The following is a 22,214-nucleotide window of genomic DNA, read 5'->3' on the forward strand; positions in this document are numbered from 1 at the left end:
TCACCCAGGCACTCTCTACCTTGCAGGCAAGCATCGGCGTGTTTGCTGAGGCCAAGTAACCGATCTTTTCCCCCAGCGTTCTGTTGCTTCGGCGTCAATCCTGGCGAGGCGGCACACTGTCGACCGTACCGTCGATCCCGTTCTCCATTCACATCCTTCCCCTCCCCTGGCCCCGAAAGCTATCCGACGATCGGCACCGGCTCTTCGCCATAGTGACTTTCATCATGAAATTAACTGTGTAATATTATGACCATCATACAACGATGCCGATCTGGAGATGCCTGATGAAAAGAGCCAGCTTCGAACCCATGCCATGTCCGGTCGCCCATGCCCTGGAGCACATCGGTGACGGCTGGAGCCTGCTGATCCTGCGCGATACCTTCTACGGCCTGCGCCGTTTCGACGAGTTCCTCAACAGCCTTGGGATCCCTTCAAGCACCCTGACCCGCCGCCTGAACAATCTGGTGGCAGCCGGCTTACTGGAACGCCGCCCCTACCAGGACAACCCACCACGCCATGAGTACCACCTCACCGTAGCGGGCGCAGACCTGCGCCCGGTGATCCTGACGCTGATGGCCTGGGGCGCCCGCCACTCCAACGCTTCCGACAAGGTTTTCCTGGCAGACGAAACAACCGGTCAACCCGTGGCGCTGCTGTTGATCGATGCCAATACCGGTATGCCCATCACCCGAGAAGGCCATCGGTTTCATGTGTCACACAATGCCAATGCGCTGGCCCAATGGCGTTTCCGTACCGGCCAGTCCTACCGGCAAACCGATGCTCTGGTCAGTCCCGTTTCCAATCAACTTTTCGCAGAGGTCATTTCGCCATGAACGCTAAAGTCAGCCCTGAGCCCGAACAAGCAGCCCCCCCTGCCACATCCGCTCCCGCACGTCGCAAGAAAGCATTGCGCCTGGGGATACTGGCGGTCGCGGTGATTGGTGCCGTCGGGTATGGCAGCTATTGGTGGGTGGCCGGCCGCTTCATCGAAGACACCGACGACGCCTACGTGGGTGCCGATGTAACGGTCATCAGCGCCAAAGTGCCGGGTTACATCAGTGAGGTGGCGGTGCTGGACAACCAGTTCGTCAAAGCCGGTGACCTGCTTGCCCGTATCGATGTACGCGACTACCGCGCTGCCTTGGCAAAGGCCGATGGCGCCGTGGCAGCGCAGCAGGCCACCCTGATCAATCTCGATGCGACCGAACAGTTGCAACAGGCGGTGATCAACCAGGCCAAGGCACAGATCGACGCCTCGGATGCCGAAGCGCAACGCGCAGGAAATGACAACGTTCGCTACCAGACCCTGGCTCGCACCCAGGCCGTGTCGATAGAGAGTGCCCAGCGGGTCGAAGCCACCTGGAAAACCGCCCGGGCTGATCGCGCGCGGGCAGACGCCGGGCTGTTGGCGGCTCGCCGTCAACTGGACGTGATTGAAAGCCAACGCGGACAAGCCCGGGCAGCACTGCAACAAGCGCAAGCCGAGCGCGAACAGGCCCTGCTGAATGTTGGCTATACCGAGTTGCGCGCCCCCGTGGATGGTTATGTGGGCAACCGTCGTGCCAGGGTCGGCGCCTACGCCGCTGCCGGCAGCCAACTGATGTCGGTCGTGCCGGCGAAGGGAATGTGGATTGATGCCAACTTCAAGGAAGACCAGTTGGCGCACATGCAGGTTGGCCAAAGTGTCAGTATCCGGGCCGATGTTCTGCCCGGTCGCGAGTTTCACGGTCACATCGAAAGCCTGGCGCCGGCCACAGGCGCACAGTTCAGCGTACTGCCGCCGGAAAACGCGACTGGCAACTTCACCAAGATCGTCCAACGCGTACCGGTAAGGGTACACCTGGACAGCGCCGATGCCGACTTCAGCGCACTACGTCCCGGGTTGTCCGTGGTTGCCGAGGTCAATACCCATGACGCACCGCAACACAACGATGTTGCGTTGGCAGGCCAGCCATGAACAACCCACTGCCAACGCTCAGCACGGCACAAAAAGTCGCCGCTTTCGCCAGCATGTGTGTCGGGATGTTCATCGCCCTGATCGACATCCAGATCGTCTCGGCGTCGCTCAAGGATATCGGCGGTGGCCTATCGGCCGGCGCAGACGACACGGCCTGGGTGCAGACCGCCTACCTGATCGCGGAAATCATCGTGATTCCCATGTCCGGCTGGCTTTCGCGTGTGATGAGTACGCGCTGGTTGTTCGCGGCGTCGGCCGCAGGTTTCACCTTGACCAGCCTGCTGTGCGCGTTGGCCTGGAACATTCAGAGCATGATCGCCTTTCGCGCCTTGCAAGGCTTTCTGGGCGGTTCGATGATCCCGCTGGTATTCACCACAGCCTTCATGTATTTCACCGGCAAGCAGCGGGTAATCGCGGCGTCCACCATCGGCGCCATCGCCTCGCTGGCCCCCACCCTGGGCCCGGCCGTGGGCGGCTGGATCACTGACATTTCCTCCTGGCACTGGCTGTTTTATATCAACCTGGTACCCGGCCTGTTCGTCACTTTCGTCGTGCCGATGCTGGTCAAGGTTGACCGGCCCAACCCCGCCTTGCTCAAGGGTGCTGATTACATCGGCATGGTCCTGATGGCTGTGTTCCTTGGCTGCCTGGAGTACACCCTGGAAGAAGGACCGCGTTGGAACTGGTTCAGCGACAGCACCATCACGACCACCGCCTGGATTGCGGGCATCAGCGGCGGATTGTTCATTTGGCGCTGCCTGGAAATTTCCGAACCCATCGTCGACCTGCGCGCACTGGGCGAACGCAATTTTGCCCTGGGCTGCCTGTTTTCCTTTATCACCGGTATCGGCATTTTTGCCACCATCTACCTGACACCGTTGTTTCTAGGCCGTGTACGTGGCTATGGCTCGCTGGACATCGGCCTGGCGGTGTTCTCCACCGGGATATTCCAGCTGCTGGCAATCCCGGTGTATGCAATGTTGGCCAACCGCATCGATTTGCGCTGGATCTTGATGCTGGGGCTGAGCTTGTTTGCCCTGTCGATGTGGGACTTCTCCCCCATCACTCATGACTGGGGCGCCAAAGAGCTGCTGCTACCACAAGCAATACGGGGCTTTGCCCAGCAAATGGCCGTTCCGCCCGTTGTCACCCTCACCCTCGGCGCCCTGGCCCCTGACCGTCTGAAGCTGGCGTCCGGGTTGTTCAACCTGATGCGCAACCTCGGCGGCGCCATTGGTATTGCTGCCTGCGCCACCGTGCTGAACGACCGGACCAACCTGCATTTCCTGAGGCTGGCCGAGCACCTGAATGCCCGTAACGAAGCCATGAATACCTGGCTCGACCAACTGAACGTGAACGCACAATTGCTCGGACAGAACAGCCTCGATGCCAGCCAGGTGGCGCTGCGCCAACTGTGGGCCCTGACCTGGCGGGAGGCACAAACGCTCACCTATGCCGACGCGTTCCTGATGATCATGGTCTGCTTCGTGGTTGCCACACTGATGGTGCCGTTGATGCGCAAAGTCCAGCCGCCCAAACAACCGTCCGCTGACGCTCATTAACCACGCTTCGAGGATTATTCGATGAACACTTTGCTTGATCGCATGCTGCCCCCCGGGCGATTTGCGCTGGCCGTGCTGGTCATCACGCTGGCCGGCTGCACAGTGGGTCCTGACTACCAGCGCCCCGCCGACCAGGCTGCCGCGCAGTTCATGGGGCAGGACGCCTTGAATCGGCGCGACGTCCGGCGCCCGGCACCCGAGCTGGACAGCTGGTGGAAAGGCTTCGAAGACCCGCAACTGACCCAGTTGATTCAGAAGGTTCTCGCGCAGAATCTCGACCTGGCCGTGGCCATGGCCCGTGTGGAGCAGGCCCGTGCCGTCGCCCTCGAAGCCGGCGCGACACGCCTGCCTCAGGGCAGTGTCGATGGGCGGGTCGTGGAGCAACGCCAGTCATTGAAAAGCCCCGAAGGCCAATTGGCTAGCGGTCAGCCTGGCTTTGACCGCAATCAAACCATAAGCAATATCGGCGTCGGCGCCAGCTGGGAACTGGACCTGGCCGGTGGTCTTGCGCGCGGCGAGCAGGCGGCACTGGACGAGGCCCAGGCCGCTGAAGCCAGCCAGGCAGGCGTGCGTGTCTCGGTTGCCGCCGAAGCCGCAGACGCTTATTTACGCATTCGCGGTGCACAGCAGCGAATTCAGGTGGCTGAACAGCAGATAAAAAACCAAAGCGATTTGCTTGGCCTGGTCGAGTCACGCATGGCCCAGGGGCTGGGCAACCAACGTGAGACCGCCCAGGCCCGAGCGTTGTTGCAGCAGGCGCGTACCACCCTGCCGCCCTTGCGAACCGAACTTGCGGTTCAACTCAACCGCCTCGACGTGCTGATGGGCGCCACACCCGGCACCTACGCCCGCGATCTCGCCGGTGCTCCTACCAAGGGTTTCGATTACAACGTTCCGCAGATCCCTGGGAACATTGCCCCGGCGCAAATGCTCCGCCGGCGCCCGGATGTGATCGCCGCCGAACGGCGTTTGGCGGCCAGCAACGAGCGGATTGGCGTAGCCACTGCGGAGTTTTACCCGAAAGTTTCTCTGGGCGGCATTTTGGGTTTCTCCAGCCTCAATGGCGGGCTCTTTACCGAGCAGGCATTCCAGCCGCAGGCGCTGTTGGGGCTGCATTGGCGCCTGTTTGATTTCGGCCGTGTCGATGCACAGGTCGCCCAGGCCAAAGGGGTGTATGCCCAGGCCTTGGCCGAATACCGCCAATCAATGCTGCGCGCCAGCGAAGACGTCGAAAATGCCGTGGTAACCCTGACTCAACTTGAAGCACAACGTCAGGATCTGGCCCTTGAAATTTCCTCCCGACAAGCCGCGCGGCAGGCAGCGAGCGAAGCGTACCAAGGCGGCGCGGTGAGCCTGATCGAAGTGTTGGATGAGGATCGGGAACTGCTCCGCTCGCGGGACCAACTGGCTGAACTCAATGCCAACGATGCGCGTGCTGCAGTGGCAACGTTCCGTGCTCTCGGGGGTGGTTGGACTTTGGAGTAGCAGAGCAGAGTGCGGATCACTAACTGTTATTTGTGAGATCCAATGCCTAGATCTTCTCGCAAGCAAACCAAACGCAGCCGAGCGGCCATTATCAATACGGAAGATTGTCGGAACGCGTCGCCCCAGTCCGAGGGTCCGCACCGGCCTGGTATGAACTCAAGCAGTCTTCTGCACAGGTAATAAATCAGATTTACCGTCTTGACGTCCCCCGGCGACTGCCCACGACAGCTCGCCACGGGGACGTCTTTTTTTATCGAGAGAAAACCATACGATTAGACAACGTTGTATTTCGGCGGATAGCTATCGCCGACGGCGAGGAACGCAACAAACGACTTTATAGACTGCATGCACATTGGAGAGAAATGAATCCACACCTCCTTTCACAAATGCATGCGAATGACGGCTTTTAGCTGTGGATTCAAGTGTGTCTCCGAAACCTGACCTGATTCACTCAGCTGTGCCTGCCCTCCCGCCGCCACCTGCGCGACGTCATTCCAAATGAGATATCCATTCGAGCGAACAGCATCTTTGGCGTTTCCATGTTCGTGAATGCACGCATTCAAAACACATAGGCGTTACCTATGCGAAGCATTGGATATCGATCTCGGACCCTATCGATCAAACGGTAGATCATTGCTTCACACCCAAGCAACACCTACCCAGCCACACCAACTTAGTTAAAACCGATAGGAAAATTACCATGCAACAGTCTCACGCTTACAACGACACCAGCCTCGAACTGACCACCCAGATCCTGGACGCCAAGGCGCGCAAAAACCTGTCCTTCGAGGACCTGGCTGAAGGCACCGGCCTGGGCCTGGCTTATGTCACCGCGGCTTTGCTCGGTCAGCACCCACTGCCAGAAAGTGCTGCCCAAGTGATTGGCGACAAACTGGAGCTGGACGCCGAGGCCGTAGCCCGTCTGCAAATCATCCCGCTGCGCGGCAGCCTGTCGGGCGTACCAACCGATCCGACCATCTACCGCTTCTACGAAATGATCCAGATCTATGGCACCACCCTCAAAGCCCTGGTTCACGAGCAGTTCGGCGACGGCATCATCAGCGCGATCAACTTCAAGCTGAACATGAAGAAAGTCGAAGACCCAGAAGGCGGCCACCGTGCAGTGATCACCCTCGACGGCAAGTTCCTGCCACTGCGTCCTTTTTAAGCGGATACCGGCCCGCCCTGCGGGCCATCACTCAATACTTTTTAGAGAAATGACCATGGAAAATGTTAGTCAACTGCTTGCCTTCGTCACCTTCGCACTCAGCGCAAGCGCATTCGCAGTACCGAGCAATCAGGAAGAACACTTCTTCACCCAGACCACTGAATACCAACACACGATTGCCAACGATGGCTCGGATCGTACGCCACAAGGTCAAACCCTTGCCTCCGATGGGTCGGATCACACGCCACAAGGCCTGACCCTTGCTGCTGATGGCTCGGATCACACTCCAGGCATGCAAGTCGCTGCCGACGGTTCGGAACGTGCTCTTGGCCGTCGCCTGGCGTAACCCTTGTTTGCCTCCGCCCAAGCCGGGCTTGATAAACAAAAAAAAGCCCTGCTGGCATACGCTTGCAGGGCTTTTCTCGTTTTCGTGACTCCATCCCTACCCGCCAGCATGCCTACCTATTGAACTCCTGAGTCATCCATAAAAGGGTTTGCTTAATCTTATATGCAACTGGTTGCATGCATGGAATCATCCTGCTACTTTTGTGCAACTGGTTGCATACATAGCCCGACTGCACACGACCTCTTGCCTGCGCTGGAGGGGGCACTCAGGTTCAAAACGGAGATAAAAATGGAAGCAAAAAATTTATCCGCTACCGCTCAACGTACTTTGGCAGCCTGGCACGACATCCTCGAGCGCAATGCAATGGAGGAGTTGGGACCGCTGCTGTCCGAGCGCATCGTCTTTCGCTCTCCCGTAGCGCACCGCGCCTATCCCGGACGAACAGCCATCTGTTTGGCGCTCAAGACCGTCAATAGTGTTTTCCAGAACTTTCGCTACCACCGCAGCTTCGTCAGCGAAGACGGCACCAGCGTTGTCCTGGAATTCAGTGCGAGCGTGGAAGACAAACTGCTCAAAGGCATCGATATGCTTCGCTTCGATGACGAGGGGAAAATTGTCGAATTTGAGGTGATGGCACGCCCTATGAGTGCCCTGCAAGCACTGGCCAGCGAAATGGGCAAACGCCTCGCGCCGTTCAAAGCGGTGCTCAGCGGCGAGGCAACTTCAGGCTGACGCTCTGCCGTCCTCCCGGCGTCGCTCGGGTTTCTTTCGTATTTAACGTCCGACCTACAGGAGTCTGCATGTCTCTTCCTACTGTTCTGAAAGGCCGCCTATCGCTTCCAGTTGTCTGTTCACCGCTCTTTATTATTTCCAATCCAGACCTCGTGATCGCTCAATGCAAGGCAGGCGTAGTCGGTTCATTCCCGGCCTTGAATGCCCGGCCAGCCCATGTTCTGGAAGAATGGCTGGAGCGAATCACCACAGAGTTGGCTGAATATGATGCCTTGCATCCCGATCGGCCATCCGCGCCATTTGCCGTCAATCAGATCGTGCACCGGTCCAACGATCGCCTCGAACACGACCTGGCGTTATGCGCCAAGTACAAAGTGCCGATCATTATTACTTCATTGGGCGCTCGCGAAGATGTGAACGATGCCGTGCATGCCTACGGAGGTATCGTGCTCCACGACGTCATCACCAATGCATTTGCGAAAAAAGCCATTGAAAAAGGCGCCGATGGCCTCATTGCGGTGGCTGCAGGTGCGGGCGGGCATGCAGGGAACATTTCGCCCTTTGCACTCATCCACGAGATCCGGGAATGGTTTGATGGCCCTCTCCTGCTTTCAGGCGCCATCTCCAGTGGCAACGCCATCCTTGCCGCTGAGGCGGCAGGTGCCGACCTTGCCTATATCGGCTCGGCATTTATTGCCACGCAAGAAGCCCATGCGCAGGACGCCTATAAACAAATGATTGTCGAAAGTTCAGCCGCCGACATTGTGAACTCAAATCTCTTTACCGGCGTGCACGGCAATTACCTGAGACAAAGCATTGCCAACATTGGCCTTGACCCGGAAGCGTTGCCAGTATCCGATCCCTCCAAAATGAATTTCGGCTCCGGTGGGACGGAAAAAGCCAGGGCATGGAAAGATATCTGGGGCGCAGGCCAAGGGGTTGGCGCTATCAAGGAGGTGGTGCGTGCCGCCGATCTGATCGAACGTTTCAAGGAAGAATACAAGGCTTCGCGCAAACGGCTGGGCATCGCACCGGCTGTTGCCGTCACAAAAGCAAGCGCCACTGTCAGCTGCGTCTGAGTACACGAGCCGGTGAACCCGATGCTGCGCTTCGAACAAAACGCAGCATCGGCGCTATTGAACCTGGGGATTTACAAGCGGCAATACTTCATCTGCCCACTTCAGCCAGTTCTCTTCCAGCATGATTCCACGGCGCAGAACTGCATGCTGCAAACGCTGTGCTACGGACAGTGGGACAGATGAAAAGTCACGCTGCTCAATCTTGAGATACACGTCCAGACGAGCCTTGTGATGATCGATCAAGCGTAGCAACTCGTTGTGAACCCCCAACGGTCCCATCACGGCCTCGGCGCGCAGTTTGATCAGCAGGGCCTGGCTGCTTTCTGCTATGCCCCCCGGCTCGGCGACCCAACGCGCCAGTTCGTCACGCCCTTGGGCCTGTACCTGGTAGATTTTTTTTCGACGCTTGCCGCCCTCTTCATCTTCTGTCGAGACAACCCATCCGGCTTTAGTCATGCGAGCCAGCTCTCGATAAATCTGCTGATGCGTCGCTTGCCAAAAATAACCAATGGAGTGGTCGAATCGATTAGCCAATTCGTAGCCCGTCGAGGGCCGTTCCAGAAGCGAGGTAAGAAGTGCGTGTTGAATGGACATGGGCGTGATTCTAACAGCGCGCCAGACACTGTCAACGCGGGGGTCCAAGCTTGAATCCAAGTATAATCGGGCCCTTGGCGGAACCCGGTTCCGTTGTAGAGTCATCGGTTCCGATTTGAATGAAATCGGATTGAAATTAGCGCAGCTACTCCTCAAACTACACGCAAGTATCCCCTTCGATTGGCAACGATTGGCTACCCTCCTCTCCAGCGCCTATCCGCCTCCACCACGAGCCCCCATGAACGACGAAATCGAAACACCCGAGAACAGTCCCAAGGACCGAAAATTCGTCGAGGCCCTGGGTCGGGGTCTCGAAGTGCTCCGTGCCTTCACCCACGGTAGTGTCGTGCGTGGCAATCAGGACATCGCTCGGATTACTGGCCTGCCAAAAGCGACCGTTTCGCGCCTGACCTATACGCTGACCCAGCTTGGCTATCTCAGTTACAACCAGGACCTGGAGAAATACCAGCTCGACTCGGGCGTGCTGGCGCTGGGTTATGCCTATGTCAGTAACCTGCGCGTGCGTCAGCTCGGCAAGCCGTTCATGGATGAGTTCGCTCGCCGCACCAATACCACAGTCGGTCTGACCTGCCGTGATCGACTGTCGATGATCTATGTTGAAAGTTGCCGCCCGCCAGAGGTTGCCAGCTTGCGCATGGAAGCAGGCGTACGCCTGCCGCTGACCACCACCGCTGCCGGCCGTGCCTATCTGGCGGCCACTCCGGAAAACGAACGCGCCCACCTGCTCAGTCAAATCGCCAGGAAAGTCGGTGACGAATGGCCCGCTCTGGAAGCCTCACTGAATGATTCTTTCCGCGAGTACGAGGAGTTCGGTTTTTGCTTGTCCCTCGGCGAGTGGGACCGCAACGTCAATGCCGCCGGAGTACCGCTGCGCCTGGCCGATGGCAGCATCATGGCGCTGACCTGTGGCGCCCCCAGCTTCCAATTGCCCATTGAAAAGCTGAAGGACTCGCTGGCCCACCAGTTGTTGATGCTGGCCCGGGACATCGAAAGCCTCGGCGTCTGACACGCCCGGCTCAATCATCCGGCAAGAAGGCCGTCGGTAACCTTGTTACCGACGGCCTTTTGCATTACAGCGCGCCGGTTAGCTCAGGAACAGCCTCGAACAAATCAGCCACCAGGCCGTAGTCGGCCACCTGGAAGATCGGTGCCTCTTCGTCCTTGTTGATCGCAACGATCACCTTGGAGTCTTTCATGCCGGCCAAATGCTGGATCGCACCGGAGATGCCGACGGCGATGTACAGCTGTGGCGCGACAATCTTGCCGGTCTGGCCGACCTGCATGTCGTTGGGCACAAAGCCTGCGTCAACCGCCGCGCGCGAGGCGCCCACTCCGGCACCGAGGTTGTCGGCCAGGGCATACAGATACTTGAAGTTGTCGCCGTTCTGCATGCCGCGGCCGCCGGATACGACAATCTTGGCAGCGGTCAATTCGGGACGATCGGACTTGGCCAGTTCTTCGCCAACGAAGGACGACTTGCCCGCGTCGTGGGCAGCAGCAACCTGTTCAACGGTAGCCGAACCACCTTCTGCGGCAACGGCGTCGAAGCCAGTGGCACGCACGGTGATGACCTTGACCGCAGCGCTCGATTGCACGGTGGCAATGGCGTTACCGGCGTAGATCGGGCGCTTGAAGGTGTCAGCTGACTCAACGGCGATGATCTCGGAGATCTGGTCGACATCCAGTTGCGCAGCAACGCGCGGCAGAATGTTTTTGCCGTTGGAAGTCGCTGGAGCCAGGATGTGGCTGTAGGCAGCGCCCAGGCCAGCTACCAGTGGAGCAACGTTTTCCGGCAGTTGGTGAGCATAGGCGGCGTTGTCGGCAACCAGTACCTTGGCAACGCCAGCGATCTTGGCAGCGGCTTCGGCCACGGCGCCAACACCGGCACCAGCTACCAGTACGTGAATGTCGCCACCGATTTTCGCGGCAGCAGCAACGGTGTTCAGGGTTGCCGGGGCAACGGCACCATTTTCCTGACCTTGTATAAAGTCAGCGATCACCAGGATAGTCATTCAGATTACCTTCGCTTCGTTTTTCAGTTTCTCGACCAGTTCTGCAACCGACTTGACCTTGATACCAGCGCTGCGAGCAGCCGGCGCTTCGACTTTCAGGGTCTTGTTGGTGGAGGCGGTGCAAATGCCCAGTGCTTCAGGAGTCACGGTTTCCAGTGGCTTCTTCTTGGCCTTCATGATGTTGGGCAGCGATGCATAACGAGGCTCGTTCAGGCGCAGGTCGGTGGTGACGATGGCAGGCAAGTTCAAAGCAACAGTCTGCAGGCCGCCGTCGATTTCACGGGTCACATTGACCTTGTCGCCGACAATCTCCACTTTCGAAGCGAAGGTGCCTTGGGCGAAACCGCTCAGTGCAGCCAGCATCTGGCCGGTCTGGTTGTTGTCGCTGTCGATGGCTTGTTTGCCCAGGATCACCAGCTGCGGCTGCTCCTTGTCGACAACGGCCTTGAGCAGCTTGGCCACGGCCAGGGAGCTCAGGTCATCGGCGGCTTCGACGAGGATGGCACGGTCGGCACCCAGGGCCAGAGCAGTGCGCAGTTGTTCCTGGGCGGTGCTCGGGCCAACGGAGACGACGACGATTTCAGTGGCGACGCCCTTCTCTTTCAGCCGCACGGCCTCTTCCACCGCGATCTCGCAGAAGGGGTTCATCGACATCTTGACGTTGGCAAGATCGACCCCGGAGTTGTCCGCGCTGACACGGATCTTGACGTTGTAGTCGACCACTCGTTTGACTGCTACGAGGACTTTCATTAATAACCTCCAGAAAAACGGGCCTCTCGGCCTGATGTAAAAAATCCGCTCAGGCGACGTCGAGCAATGTCGAATACGCCTTCAAGTGATGATCGTCATCCCCGAACTGATGACTGAGCATGACCAGACGTTTGGCGTGGTGCCCCAGTGCGTATTCCCAGGTCATGCCAATAGCGCCGTGCAACTGGATTGCCTGCTCGGCAATGCTGCGCGCAGCACGTGTGACAATGAACTTGGCCGCCGCCAGGGTGCGGCTGCGCTCGGTGCTGTCCACCTGATCGGCGCAGCAGGCGGCCAGGATGGCCATGCTGGTGGCCTGCTCCAGCTCGGTACGCATATCGACCATGCGATGCTGCAACACCTGGAACTGACCGATCGGCATACCGAACTGCTGGCGCGTCTTCAGGTAGTCCAGCGTCAGGCGACAAGCCTCCTCCATGCTGCCGAGTGCTTCGGCGCACTGCGCTGCAATCGCCCGACCTTGCTGGTACCGCAGCGCCGCAAGGACCTGGCCTGGCTCACCCAGCACGTGGTCATTGGCCACCCGCACCTTGCTCAGGTACAGATCACAACCTTTATGGCCATCGACGGTCTGGTAACTGCGACGCTCGACGCCAACGGCCTGCGGGTCGATCAGAAACAGACCAATGCCATGCTCGTCACGGCTTTCACCACTGACCCTGGCGCTGACCAGGATCAAGTCGGCCTGGTGGCCACCGATCACCACAGCCTTTCTACCGGTGAGCGTCCAGCCTTCTGCATCGCGTTCGGCGCGCGTCTGAACATCGTTCAAATGGTAGTGACTCTGTGCTTCCTCAAAGGCCACGGTGAGCAGCCATTGGGCACTGGCCACCCGCGGCAACCAGTCCCGCTGTTGAGACGGGTTACCGAGCTGGGTGATCAACCCGCCCGCATAGATCACCGACTGCACGTAGGGTTCCAGGCACAAGCCGCGGCCGAACTCGGCCATCATCAGCATCGTTTCAACGCCACTGCCGCCGAAACCACCCAGGGCCTCAGGGAAAGGTACGGCCGTAAGCCCCAGCTCGCCGAGCTGCTGCCAGAAGGCGCGGCTAAAACCTTCCTCGCTGCGGGAATGTTGCTCACGCGCCTCGAGACTGTAGCCGTCACGCACCAGACGCGTGGCGGTGTCTTGCAGCATCTGCTGTTCTTCGGTCAAATTGAAATTCATGATCAGAGCACCCCTTACAGTTCGAGAATCATCTTCGAGACAATGTTTTTCTGAATTTCGTTGGAGCCACCGAAGATCGACAGCTTGCGCAGGTTGAAGTACTGCCTGGCCAACGTGGCGCTGTAGTCGGCATGCAACGGCTCATCCGGACTGTCCAGGTCCAATTCTTCTTCCACGAACGGCAACGCGTAAGGACCGATCACCTTGCGCAGCAGGTGGCTGATGGCCTGGCGAATTTCGGTGCCCTTGATCTTGAGGATCGAACTCTCCGCACCTGGCACGCCGCCGTCCTTTGCCGCCGCGAGGGTTCGCAGCGTGCTCATCTCGGTGGCCATGAGCTGCATTTCCACTTCAGCGACCTGTGCCCGAAACAATGGATCATCGAGCATGGCCTTGCCCTCACTCAGTTGCAGGCGGGCAATGCGTTTGAGGTGGTCCAGAGCAGCCTTGGATACGCCGATTCCGGCCAACCCGGTGCGCTCGTAGGTGAGCAGGTACTTGGCGCAGGTCCAGCCGTGGTTTTCCTCGCCCACCAGGTTCTCTACCGGTACCCGCACATTGTCGAAGAACACCTCGTTGACTTCATGCTCGCCATCAAGGGTGATGATGGGCCGCACACTGATGCCAGGGCTGTTCATATCTATCAGCAGGAAAGAAATTCCGCGCTGTTTCTGCGCCTGTGAATCAGTGCGCACCAGACAGAAAATCATGTTGGCGTGCTGACCCAGGGTGGTCCAGGTTTTCTGACCATTGACGATGTAATGGTCACCATCGCGCACCGCATGGGTTTTCAGCGAGGCCAGGTCGGAACCGGCACCAGGCTCGGAATAGCCCTGGCACCACCAGTCCTCGCCGTTGAGGATACGCGGCAGGTAGTGGTCCTGCTGCTGCGCGGTGCCGAACTTGATGAGCACTGGCGCGACCATGCTGACCCCAAATGGAATGCTGCGCGGTGCCCCGACAACCGCACACTCCTCTTCATAAATATGCTTTTGAACAGCGCTCCAGCCTGTACCACCAAAAGCCACCGGCCAGTGCGTGGCATACCAACCCTGTTCGCTCTGGGCTTTCTGCCAACGCTGGTGGTCGGCCTTGGAGAGGTGCTTGCCAAGGCGGACCTTGTCAGCGATATCCTGCGGCAGCTTGTCTTTCAGAAAAGCCCTTACTTCGTCGCGAAACGCCAATTCTTCAGCGGTAAAATGAATGTCCATGCAATTTCTCCAGGCTATTGAGAGACCGTGGGTCGGGCTGTTATGAGTTCAGGTTCCAGTCAGCGAAACGGCGACCTTCGGCGGCCAGCTTTTCCAGGAGCGGCGCGGGCTTCCACCAGGCACCGAAGCGCTCATGGAATTCCTGGACGCGCGCCAGCACCTTGTCCAGGCCCAGGCTGTCGGCATAGAACATCGGGCCGCCACGCCAGGCTGGAAAGCCATACCCATTCAGGTAGATCACATCAACATCGCCGCTACGCTGGGCGATACCTTCTTCAAGAATTTTTGCGCCCTCGTTGATCAGGGCGAAAATGCAACGCTCGACGATGTAGTCGTCACTCAGCACACGGCGCTCGATGCCTTTCTCGCGGGACGCGGCTTCCAGCAGCGGTAATACTTCCGGGTTCGGCTGGGGTTGGCGCGAGCCAGGCGCATATTGATAGAAGCCTCTACCGGACTTCTGCCCGAACAGACCCGCCTCGCAGAGCTTGTCGAGTACCGTTGGCAGTGGATAGCCGCCAGGCAGGGTCTCGCGCTGACGCTTGCGAATGCTCCAGCCAATGTCCAGGCCCGATAGGTCGCGCATGGCATTGGGCCCCATGGCCATGCCAAATTTGCGCAGGGCTGCGTCTACCTGCTCTGGCGTGCCCCCTTCCTCCAGCAGGAACTCGGCCTCGCGGCCATACTGGAATATCATCCGGTTACCGACGAAACCATCGCAGACACCCACCACGACTGCGACCTTCTGCAGTGTCCTGCTCAGGCCCATCGCCGATGCCAGGACCTCGGCGCAGGTGTGCCGGCCGCGCACCACTTCCACCAGGCGCATGACATTGGCCGGGCTGAAGAAGTGCAGACCGACGACATCCTGTGGACGCGAGGTGAATGCTGCGATGGCGTCCAGGTCCAGCGAGGAAGTGTTGCTGGCGAGGATGGCCCCAGGCTTGCAGACCCGATCCAGACGCTCGAATACCTGACGTTTGACCTCCAGGCTCTCGAACACCGCCTCAATGATCAGGTCCTCCTCGGCCAGGTCGCTGTAATCCTGCACCCCATGCAACAACTCCAGGCGCTGCTCCATCGCCTCGCGGCTCAGGCTGCCACGCGTGACACTCGCCGCGTAGATATCGCGAGCCCTTTGCAACGCACGTTTTAGCGCTTGGCCACTGACTTCCAACAGCTTCACTGGAACGCCCGCGTTGACAAAGCTCAGCGCTATGCCGACACCCATGGTGCCGCCACCGATCACCCCGACCCGCTCGATTGAACGCACGGGCGTCTGCGCCGGCAAACCATCGATATGCCCGCATTGCCGCTCAGCGAAAAAGGCATGCACCAGCGCCGCCCTCTGCTCAGACGCCAGGCACTCCTTGAACAGCGCGCGCTCAAGCTGCAGACCTTCGGCCAAAGGCAGGCGCGTAGCCGCTTCCACAGCCGCGATGCAACGTGGCGGCGAGAAAGCTCCCGGCATACGCTGCTCCATCTCGGCGCGCTTGACCGAGATCAACGTTGCGTTATCCGCGGCATTCAACGCCGCCGTCTGTTCGCCGGTACGCCTTACTCCAAGAGACTCTGCCAGCATCCGCTGAGCGAAGGTGATCCCCGCCGCACGCGGGTCGCCTTCGAACAGTTCATCGACAATGTGGTGTTTCAACGCTTGAGCGGCATCGACCGGGGTACCGGAGACAATCATCTCCAAGGCTTTGGCCACGCCTGCCAGGCGAGGCAAGCGTTGCGTACCACCGGCTCCCGGCAGCAGCCCGAGCTTGACCTCGGGCAATCCAACCTTGGCTTCATGATGGGCAATCCGGTAATGGCAACCCAGGGCGACTTCCAGGCCTCCGCCCAGCGCGGTGCCATGAATCGCCGCGACACAGGGCTTGTCAGATTGTTCAAAGAAATTGACGACTTCCGGCAGGCTCGGTGCCTGCGGCGGCTTGCCAAACTCTTTGATATCAGCACCAGCGATAAAGGTCCGGCCACTGCACAGCAGCACCAGTGCCCTGACCTGAGCGTCACCCTGTGCCTCCTGCAACGCATGGAGCAGGCCCTCCCGCACCGAATGCCCCAGGGCATTGACTGGCGGGTTGTTCACGGTAATGAGTGCAATCTCACCTTGACGCTCATAGGTCACACTGGAATTCATTTTAACCTCAAAAAACATGAATTAATTGAAATCATATTCCGCTGTGCAGAACAACGAAGCCAATATTACCAACGATGATCGTTTTGGCAACCAGTTTTAAGATGGGAGGCGCGCGCTCCGCCGATCGACAAAGCGCAGGGCGCCCATGACAACGGTTGGCGTCATTGAGAACAGATAAGGAGGAGAGGATTGCCCACGCATCTACGTGTAAACGCGCAACCTGACGAGGGACTCAGGTGGTTGAAATACCGCTGTGAATCACAGGCGAAGAGCCCGTTACATCCGATCTTGTCTTCTCGAGCACGAAATCGATAAACGTCGATATCGCTCGCGTGTGATGGGGGTTGGGCATGTAGAGCATGTACATGTTCGTGCCGAAGATGCTTATCCGCCAGGTATCCAGGGACGTGATCAGCCTGCCGCTGCGCAGGTCCTCTTGCACCACATAGTCAGGTACCAGGCCCACGCCCAGGCCTGCCAGAATGGCCTGGCGCAAAAAAATGAAGCTCTTGGAAATCAGCGTCGGTTCAAGCAGCAGCACCTCATGTCGCTCCTCGGCCAGGTAGGCCGAAAAACGCAATTGTCGCCCGGCGACAGCAGTGATCAGCGGCGTGCTGCGCAGATCGTCGGGTTCCGCAGGCAGGCCGTGGGCCTGGGCATAGGCCGGTGTCGCACAGGCCACGTAGCGCACTATCCCCATCTTGCGTGCGACCAGATTCTGCGGCGGCTCCGACATCACTCTGATCGCAATATCCACCTCATTGCGCATCAGGTCTTCGATACGGTTTTCGAACGTGACGTCCAGCACGATACCTGGGTAGAGGCGCTTGAAGTCAATCAGCCAGTCCGACATCACCAGATGGCCATAGCCGCTCGGCACACTCAGGCGCACCCTGCCCTGCAGGCTTTGACCCAGCGTCGAAATCGACTCCTGCGCAGCCAACAACTCGTTTTGAATGCTTCGACCATGTTCATAAAGGCGCAAGCCGATCTCGGTGGGTTCTATGCGTCGCGTGGTACGCCGCACCAGTTGCAGTCCGACCGACTGCTCCAGGCGACTCAAGTGATAACTGACATTGGCCCGGCTGACCTTGAGCCGGCGCGCCGCTTCACTGAGGTTGCCAGCGTCGATGATCTCCACCAGCAAGGTGAGTAACTTCAGGTCCATATCGATCACTGTCAAAGATTTTCGAACAGATTGTCAATCGTATGTGTGGTTGTCAATAAAGCTTGACCTTCTAATAATCCCTCGCAAACCAACCAGCCATCAGGCGATCCGAGTGTGCGAAGCGCGTTGAGATGGTTGACCCGCAACTGGGCAATGAAGCCCGCCCCCTCTAGCGCTACAGCGCACTTAGCCGGAGTTGAAATGATGAGTGAACCGATTCTTGTGCAGCGCGATGGCGCGGTACTCGTGCTGTCGAACAACAACCCAAGAGCACGCAACGCCCTTACCCCTGAGTTTTTTTCCGCGCTGCCTGCCCTCTTGACCCAGGCCCAGACCGATCCGGGGATCGGCACGATCGTTCTGACCGGCGTCGGTAGTTCGTTCTGCGCGGGCGGTGACCTGCACCGGCTTGCCCAGCGACGGACGATGGCACCGGAGGTTCGCCGGGCAAACATCGAGAGCCTGCACGACATGATTCGCGCGATCCAGAATTGCAGCAAACCGGTGATTGCCGCTGTCGAAGGCGCCGCAGCCGGCGCCGGCCTGTCAATCGCGATGGCCTGCGACATGCTGGTCGCCGCGCGTGACGCCTCATTCTCGGTCGCTTACGTCAAGGTTGGCCTCACGCCTGATGCCGGTGCCACGGCCTTCCTGTCCGAGTTTGTCTCCCGGCAGGTGCTGACAGAACTGTGCCTGACGGGCGAGCGCATCAGCGGCGAACGCATGCATACGTTAGGTGCCGTGAACCGCCTGGTCGACACCGGGGATGCCCTTTCTACAGCTATATCTCTGGCCGCCAGCATTGCCCGCGGCCCACAACGGGCCATGGCCCGCATCAAACACCTGTCCCGCCACGCCAGTTGGGCGACGCTTGAAGAACAACTCGAGCTTGAAGCCCAGTACATGTCTCAGTCGCTGGGCGACGACGAGGCCGCCGAGGGTATTGGCGCGTTCTTCGATAAGCGCTCTGCAAATTATTCGGCCCTGCGCCATAGCGCGGATAAAACCCCTTGCTTGTGAAAAAGACTGCACACCCAGCGCTTCGCACATCGATCAACCCAATGTCAAAGCACAATAAAGGGTTCTAAAATGTTCAATCGTCACCTGCCTTACTGGCCCAAGGATTTACCCCATCACCTGACCCTTCCGGCAACCAGCCTCTTCTACAACCTGGAAGTTTCCGCCAGGCGCTACCCCGAAAAAACCGCGATCATTTACTACGACACCTTCATCAGCTATGCCCAGTTGCTCGATGAAGTAGAACGCCTGGCAGGCTACTTCCAGTCTCAGGGCGTCAAACGCGGAGACTGCGTTCTGCTCTACATGCAGAACTCCCCTCAATTCGTAATCACCTATTACGCCGTGCTGCGTGCCGATGCCATGGTGGTGCCGATCAACCCCATGAGCCGCGCAGCCGAACTCGAACACTACCTGGCCGACACCGAAGCTCGCATGGTGGTCTGTGCCCAGGATCTGGCGCCCCAAATCACGCCCCTGATCGGCCACTTCCAGCTCAGTCAGGTGGTCACTACCGCTTACTCCGAGTACCTGCACAACAGCACGGACCTGCCCTTGCCCACCGAATTGCAAGCCGAGGTTGATACGCCGCGACTGCCTGGCGTGGTCGGCTGGCAGGCCGCGCTCGCTTGCGGGCAGCGTCCAGGCCCGCATTTGAGCGGCCCGGATGACCTCTGTACGATGCCTTATAGCTCCGGCACCACTGGCGTGCCCAAGGGGTGCGTGCACACCCATCGTTCAGTGATGGCGACGGCTGTTCAGCGCCAGGCCTGGACCCACTTCAGCTGTGAAGACGTGATACTCGGCACCCTGCCGTTGTTCCACGTTTCCGGCATGCAATCGTCGATGAACGCGCCAATATTCGTGGGGGCGTGCCTTGTGATCATGACGCGCTGGAACCGCGAGGTCGCAGCCGAGCTGATGCAGCGCTACCAGGTCAGCCGCTGGGCCAATATCGTCACCATGGCGGTGGACTTCCTGACTCAACCCGATCTGGAACGCTTCGACCTCTCCAGCCTGAGAAACATCGGCGGCGGTGGCGCTGCCATGCCTGGGCCGGTGAAAGAGAAACTCAAGCAACTGTTCGGGCTGGACTACTTCGAGGGTTATGGGCTGTCGGAAACCATGGCGGCCACCCACATGAACCCGAATGATCGAAGCAAGTCGCAATGCCTGGGCATTCCGATGTTTGATGTCGATTCGCGGGTAATAGACAGCACCACGGGCGAGGAACTGCAGCCCCATCAGGTCGGGGAAATCATTTGCCATGGCCCGCAGTTGTTCAAGGGTTACTGGAAGCTTGAGCAGGAAACCGCAAAGGCTTTTATCGAGTTGGACGGCAAGCGCTTTCTACGAACCGGCGACCTGGGCTATTACGACGACGAAGGTTATTTCTTCATGGTCGATCGAATCAAACGCATGATCAACGCCTCGGGCTTCAAGGTCTGGCCCGCCGAAGTCGAGAGCTTGATGTATCGACATCCGGCGATCAACGAGTGCTGCGTCATTTCCACGCCCGACCCGCGGCGCGGGGAAGCGGTGAAAGCCCTGGTGACGCTGAACCCGGACCAACAAAGCACAAGCGCGCAGGCCATCATCGACTGGTGCAAGGACAACATGGCGGCCTACAAGGTGCCCTCTGCCATCGAGTTCCGCCAGCAACTGGTGCAGTCAGCCACCGGCAAACTGCTGTGGCGTCAGTTGCAGGACGAAGAATGGTCCCGGTGTGCCGCGCAAAACCAAGCCGCAACTCAATGAAGCTTGAACAGGAGCTCTTTTGATGTCCGACGCAGTTATCGTTTCCACCGCACGCACGGCACTGGGCAAGTCCTACCGTGGTGCCCTGAACAACACCCATAGTATCGATCTGGCCGGCCATGTCATTGCGCATGCCGTACAACGCGCCGGTATCGACCCGCAGATCATCGAAGATGTCATTCTCGGTGCGACCTTCCATGAGGGCGCACAAGGCAAGAACATGGCCCGCCTGGCAGCCATTCGCGCGGGGTTGCCCGCCTCCACCGCCGGCCTGTCGATCAACCGCTTTTGCGGTTCTGGCCTGCAGGCCATCACCCTCGCGGCGCAGCGTATCGTTTCGGAAAAGGTCCCGGCGATGATCGCCGGTGGCGTGGAGTCCATCAGCCTGCTGCAAAACGACCAACTCAACCTTTCTCGGGGCCCCAATCCGTGGCTGATGGAGCACAAGCCTGAGCTCTATCTGTCGATGATCGAAACTGCCGATATCGTTGCCCGCCGCTATGGCATCAGCCGTGAAGCCCAGGACGAATACGCCCTGCTCAGCCAGCAGCGCACTGCCGCAGCTCAAGCAGGTGGCCTGTTCGATGATGAAATCGTCCCGATTACCACCCGGATGCTGGTCAAGGACAAGCACAGTGGCGAGGTCACAGAGCAGACCGTGACCTTGAACCGTGACGAGTGCAACCGCCCTTCTACCACCCTCGAAGGACTGTCCCGGCTGGAACCGGTGCGCGGTGCCGATCAATTCATCACCGCTGGCAATAGCAGCCAGTTTTCCGACGGTGCTTCGGTCTGCCTGGTCATGGACAGCCTTTATGCGGAGCGCAACAACATCGAACCCCTGGGCATTTTCCGCGGCTTCGCGGTCGCCGGTTGCGAGCCGGACGAGATGGGCATCGGCCCGGTCTACGCTATTCCCCGACTGCTGCAGCGCAACGGCCTGAAAATCGACGATATCGACCTCTGGGAACTCAATGAAGCCTTCGCCTCGCAGGTGATCTATTGCCGTGAACGACTGGGCATCGCGCTGGAAAAAATGAATGTCAATGGCGGCTCCATCTCTATCGGACACCCCTATGGCGTCACTGGCTCACGTCTGACCGGGCATGCGCTGATCGAGGGCAAGCGACGCGGTGCGAAATATGTCGTAGTGACGATGTGCATCGGCGGCGGACAAGGTGCCGCCGGCCTGTTCGAGGTGCTTTGACAGTTACACATAGCACATAGACGACCCTGGGCAAATCCAGGGCTCGTCGAAATTTCAACGTCAATCCATTCTCGGAAGGAGTACATTTGTACTCCGTGCGGCCAGAATTGTTGCCCACCATCATTCTTGCTCAACGTCACGTGATATTATTCACACGCGAAATAAATCGATAACCTTTACTGGCCTGAACATGAAGCACCGCCTCGTATATCTTTTGAACGTTGGGCAGCGCCGACTGCAACGCTGGTCACAGGCCTGCGCGGCCCGTGGCGGCGTGACAGCGGCCCAATCCGGATTGCTATTCTTTCTAGGCACCCACGACGGTGCGCTAATGAGCGAGGCGGCGGCCGCGCTGGACCTGGGCGCGCCGGGTATGAGTGGCCTGGCTGACCGGACAGAAAGAGCCGGCTTGATCGAACGCCGTGCCGACGAGAACGATGGCCGCTCATCGCGCCTCTGGCTGACAGAGGCAGGGCGTTGCGCGCGTCAACGTTCCAAGGTTGGCATGAAGGATCTGAATGCCCGGTTGACCGAAGGTTTCACCGAAGCGGAGATCGACGTGGTGGCGCGGTGGCTGACCAGCCTTCAGACTCGGTTTCTCGTGGCCGACGAGGATGAGGTCTAACCTCGGCTGTGGCTGGGCAGCATGAGACAGCTTAGTGCTGGGAGACCTTCGAAAAGTCCGGCTTGCGCTTTTCGGCGAAGGCTGCGAAAGCCTCCCTGGCTTCCGCACTCGTCAGCCGTTCCTGGAATTTCGCACTCTCTCTACCCATCTGCGCAACCAGCATCTCGGCCTGGCGCATTAGCGT

At 59.1% G+C, this 22,214-nt stretch carries 20 protein-coding genes; 13 read left to right on the top strand and 7 right to left on the bottom strand.

Going from position 1 to position 22,214, the window contains the following annotated elements; translation table 11 throughout:
* The first annotated feature begins 284 nt into the window (after positions 1-284).
* The 8 genes from F2S13_RS26390 (at position 285) to F2S13_RS26425 (ending at position 8,329) form a co-directional block, all read left to right on the top strand.
* A complete protein-coding gene (locus F2S13_RS26390) occupies positions 285-833 on the top strand; it encodes a winged helix-turn-helix transcriptional regulator (RefSeq protein WP_166366454.1) in 549 nt (182 codons plus the stop codon).
* A complete protein-coding gene (locus F2S13_RS26395) occupies positions 830-1,957 on the top strand; it encodes an HlyD family secretion protein (RefSeq protein ID WP_166366455.1) in 1,128 nt (375 codons plus the stop codon). Before F2S13_RS26390 ends, F2S13_RS26395 begins: the two co-directional genes overlap by 4 nt.
* The gene (locus tag F2S13_RS26400) at positions 1,954-3,519 is read left to right on the top strand and encodes a DHA2 family efflux MFS transporter permease subunit (protein ID WP_166366456.1); all 1,566 of its coding nucleotides are present in this window, start codon (positions 1,954-1,956) and stop codon (positions 3,517-3,519) included. The genes F2S13_RS26395 and F2S13_RS26400 overlap by 4 nt, the downstream gene beginning before the upstream one ends.
* A gap of 21 nt (positions 3,520-3,540) precedes the next feature.
* Positions 3,541-5,004 (top strand): efflux transporter outer membrane subunit, encoded by a 1,464-nt coding sequence (locus F2S13_RS26405; RefSeq protein ID WP_246238011.1) that lies wholly within the window; start codon positions 3,541-3,543, stop codon positions 5,002-5,004.
* Between the two features lie 700 nt (positions 5,005-5,704).
* A complete protein-coding gene (gene cynS, locus F2S13_RS26410; RefSeq protein WP_166366457.1) occupies positions 5,705-6,172 on the top strand; it encodes a cyanase in 468 nt (155 codons plus the stop codon).
* Positions 6,173-6,227: 55 nt separating this feature from the next.
* Positions 6,228-6,518, top strand: a complete 291-nt coding sequence (locus F2S13_RS26415; protein ID WP_166366459.1) for a hypothetical protein — start codon at positions 6,228-6,230, stop codon at positions 6,516-6,518.
* 288 nt (positions 6,519-6,806) lie between these two features.
* The gene (locus F2S13_RS26420) at positions 6,807-7,250 is read left to right on the top strand and encodes a nuclear transport factor 2 family protein (protein WP_166366461.1); all 444 of its coding nucleotides are present in this window, start codon (positions 6,807-6,809) and stop codon (positions 7,248-7,250) included.
* 68 nt (positions 7,251-7,318) lie between these two features.
* On the top strand, positions 7,319-8,329 hold the full coding sequence (locus F2S13_RS26425; protein WP_166366463.1) for an NAD(P)H-dependent flavin oxidoreductase: 1,011 nt from the start codon (positions 7,319-7,321) through the stop codon (positions 8,327-8,329).
* Positions 8,330-8,383: 54 nt separating this feature from the next.
* Here F2S13_RS26425 and F2S13_RS26430 read toward each other — a convergent pair whose 3' ends face one another.
* Positions 8,384-8,923, bottom strand: coding sequence for a PadR family transcriptional regulator (locus F2S13_RS26430; RefSeq protein ID WP_166366465.1), 540 nt, complete (start codon positions 8,921-8,923; stop codon positions 8,384-8,386).
* Positions 8,924-9,161: 238 nt separating this feature from the next.
* Between F2S13_RS26430 and F2S13_RS26435 the strand changes: the two genes are divergently transcribed.
* Positions 9,162-9,950 (top strand): IclR family transcriptional regulator, encoded by a 789-nt coding sequence (locus F2S13_RS26435; RefSeq protein WP_166366467.1) that lies wholly within the window; start codon positions 9,162-9,164, stop codon positions 9,948-9,950.
* A gap of 64 nt (positions 9,951-10,014) precedes the next feature.
* On the opposite strand, the gene F2S13_RS26440 is transcribed toward F2S13_RS26435, so the two are convergent.
* The 6 genes from F2S13_RS26440 to F2S13_RS26465 all read right to left on the bottom strand — a co-directional run bounded on the left by F2S13_RS26440 (position 10,015) and on the right by F2S13_RS26465 (position 17,423).
* Positions 10,015-10,956, bottom strand: a complete 942-nt coding sequence (locus F2S13_RS26440; protein WP_166366469.1) for an electron transfer flavoprotein subunit alpha/FixB family protein — start codon at positions 10,954-10,956, stop codon at positions 10,015-10,017.
* A complete protein-coding gene (locus F2S13_RS26445; RefSeq protein ID WP_166366471.1) occupies positions 10,957-11,706 on the bottom strand; it encodes an electron transfer flavoprotein subunit beta/FixA family protein in 750 nt (249 codons plus the stop codon).
* A gap of 49 nt (positions 11,707-11,755) precedes the next feature.
* The gene (locus F2S13_RS26450; RefSeq protein WP_166366473.1) at positions 11,756-12,898 is read right to left on the bottom strand and encodes an acyl-CoA dehydrogenase family protein; all 1,143 of its coding nucleotides are present in this window, start codon (positions 12,896-12,898) and stop codon (positions 11,756-11,758) included.
* Between the two features lie 14 nt (positions 12,899-12,912).
* The gene (locus tag F2S13_RS26455) at positions 12,913-14,109 is read right to left on the bottom strand and encodes an acyl-CoA dehydrogenase family protein (RefSeq protein WP_166366475.1); all 1,197 of its coding nucleotides are present in this window, start codon (positions 14,107-14,109) and stop codon (positions 12,913-12,915) included.
* A 40-nt stretch (positions 14,110-14,149) separates the two neighbouring features.
* A complete protein-coding gene (locus F2S13_RS26460; protein ID WP_166366477.1) occupies positions 14,150-16,255 on the bottom strand; it encodes a 3-hydroxyacyl-CoA dehydrogenase NAD-binding domain-containing protein in 2,106 nt (701 codons plus the stop codon).
* 232 nt (positions 16,256-16,487) lie between these two features.
* Positions 16,488-17,423: a LysR family transcriptional regulator gene (locus F2S13_RS26465; protein WP_166366479.1), complete on the bottom strand. Its 936-nt coding sequence runs from the start codon at positions 17,421-17,423 to the stop codon at positions 16,488-16,490.
* A 204-nt stretch (positions 17,424-17,627) separates the two neighbouring features.
* On the opposite strand from F2S13_RS26465, the gene F2S13_RS26470 reads away from it, so the two are divergent.
* From F2S13_RS26470 to F2S13_RS26485, 4 genes are all read left to right on the top strand, one after another.
* Positions 17,628-18,443 (top strand): oxepin-CoA hydrolase, alternative type, encoded by an 816-nt coding sequence (locus F2S13_RS26470; protein ID WP_166366481.1) that lies wholly within the window; start codon positions 17,628-17,630, stop codon positions 18,441-18,443.
* A gap of 69 nt (positions 18,444-18,512) precedes the next feature.
* Positions 18,513-20,198: a long-chain fatty acid--CoA ligase gene (locus F2S13_RS26475; protein ID WP_166366483.1), complete on the top strand. Its 1,686-nt coding sequence runs from the start codon at positions 18,513-18,515 to the stop codon at positions 20,196-20,198.
* Between the two features lie 22 nt (positions 20,199-20,220).
* Positions 20,221-21,405 (top strand): acetyl-CoA C-acyltransferase, encoded by a 1,185-nt coding sequence (locus F2S13_RS26480; RefSeq protein ID WP_166366485.1) that lies wholly within the window; start codon positions 20,221-20,223, stop codon positions 21,403-21,405.
* Positions 21,406-21,595: 190 nt separating this feature from the next.
* On the top strand, positions 21,596-22,030 hold the full coding sequence (locus F2S13_RS26485; RefSeq protein WP_166366487.1) for a MarR family winged helix-turn-helix transcriptional regulator: 435 nt from the start codon (positions 21,596-21,598) through the stop codon (positions 22,028-22,030).
* The last annotated feature ends 184 nt before the right edge of the window (positions 22,031-22,214 follow it).

It is taken from the genome of Pseudomonas akapageensis (assembly GCF_011355085.1).
Classification (GTDB): Bacteria; Pseudomonadota; Gammaproteobacteria; order Pseudomonadales; family Pseudomonadaceae; genus Aquipseudomonas; species Aquipseudomonas akapageensis.